2 protein-coding genes are annotated in these 1,499 nt (G+C 76.3%); both read left to right on the forward strand.

The window, feature by feature from the left end; genetic code table 11:
- Window positions 1–1,099 (forward strand): glycosyltransferase family 4 protein (locus GXW76_RS25320; protein WP_211864907.1); only part of this gene is annotated, 1,099 nt, incomplete at its 5' end.
- Window positions 1,096–1,499 (forward strand): hypothetical protein (locus tag GXW76_RS25325; RefSeq protein ID WP_211864908.1); only part of this gene is annotated, 404 nt, incomplete at its 3' end. The genes GXW76_RS25320 and GXW76_RS25325, both read left to right, overlap by 4 nt.

Genomic DNA, 1,499 nt, shown 5'->3' on the forward strand with positions numbered 1-1,499 from the left:
CGCGGTGCGGCCCGCGCCGCTCGCGCCGCCGGCCGCCGAGGGCCCGCGCGTGATCGCGCTCCGTGCCCATCACGTGCATCACGGTGCGCGATCCGGGCCGTACCAGTTCCTGCGGCATTTGCCGCCGGGGATGCGGCTGGACAGCCGCGCGACGCCTCTCGGCGCCACGCTCGCCGGCGAGAAGGCGGGGGAGTTCCGTGCCTGGGGCCGGCTGCTCGGCACCACGCCCTTCGGCCAGCAGGGCAATGCCTGGCTGGCGGAGACTGAACTCCTCGCCGCCTGCGCGACCGAGGGCGCGGACATCATCCACGCCATCGACGGTGAACTCGCGCTTTGGCTGCTGCCGCGCATGCCGGGCGCGCTCTTCGCCGGGGGCAAGCGGCCGCGCATGGCGGCGACCTTCCATCAGCCGGCGTCGCTGCTCGGCGCGATGCTGAACGGAAGGCTGCTGGCGCGGCTGGATGCGGCGATCCTGCTGTGCGAGGCGCAGCGCCCGGCCGTCGCGCCGCACCTGCCGCCGGAGCGCATCCACGTCATCCCGCACGGCATCGACACCGGCTTCTTCACCCCCGGCCCGCGCGCGGAAGGGGAGGGGCTGCGGATGCTCTCGGTCGGCCACTGGCTGCGCGACCACGCCACCGCCTTCGGCACCCTGCCGTTGCTGCGCGAGGCCGGCATCCGCGCCAGCCTGCGCATCGTCACGCCGCAGGCGCCCGCCGGCATCCCGCCCGGCGTCACCATCGAGAGCGGCCTGACCGACGAGGAACTGCGCCAGGCGTATCGCGACGCCGACCTGCTGCTGCTGCCGCTGACGGACGCCACCGCCAACAATGCGATCCTGGAAGCCATGGCCTGCGGCCGGGCGATCGTCTCCACCGATGTCGGCGGCGTCGGCGAGATGACCGATGGCGCCGCCCGGCTGGTGCCGCCCGGCGACCCGCAGGCGCTGGCCGAGGCGGTGGTCGCGCTTGCACACGACCCGGCGGCGGCCGAGGCCCTCGGTCGCGCCGCGCGGGCGCGGGCGGAGGCGCTGGACTGGCGCCATGCCGGCGCCCGCCACGCCGAACTCTACGCCACGCTGGCGGGGCAGGGCGCATGAGCCGCGTGCTCATCCTGCCGTCCTCGGCCTGGATGCCGCAGCCCGGCGGTGGCTACGCGGCCGGCTTCGTCGCGCCGGCGACGGGGCGCCTCGCCGTCTGGGCCGAGGGGCTGCACCCGGAGGAAGCGAGCCTGGTGCCGCGTGCGGGCCGTGACCTTCCCTTCCTTCGCCTGGGCGAAACCGCCATCGCCACCGGCAGCGCGGCGGCGGGCGAGGCGTTCCGCCTGCAGGGCCTGACCCCGGCGCGGCGCTGCGTCGTGCTCTGCCTGCCTGAGCCGCGCCATTCATCGGTGCTCGACGCCTTCATGCCGCGCGCCCTCGCGCGCCCCGCGACGCGGCCGGCGCCCGACCTCGCGGCGGCGCGGGCGCGCATGGACATGGCGTTGGGCGAGCACGACCT

The sequence above is a fragment of the Neoroseomonas soli genome, assembly GCF_018129065.1.
GTDB lineage: Bacteria > Pseudomonadota > Alphaproteobacteria > Acetobacterales > Acetobacteraceae > Neoroseomonas > Neoroseomonas soli.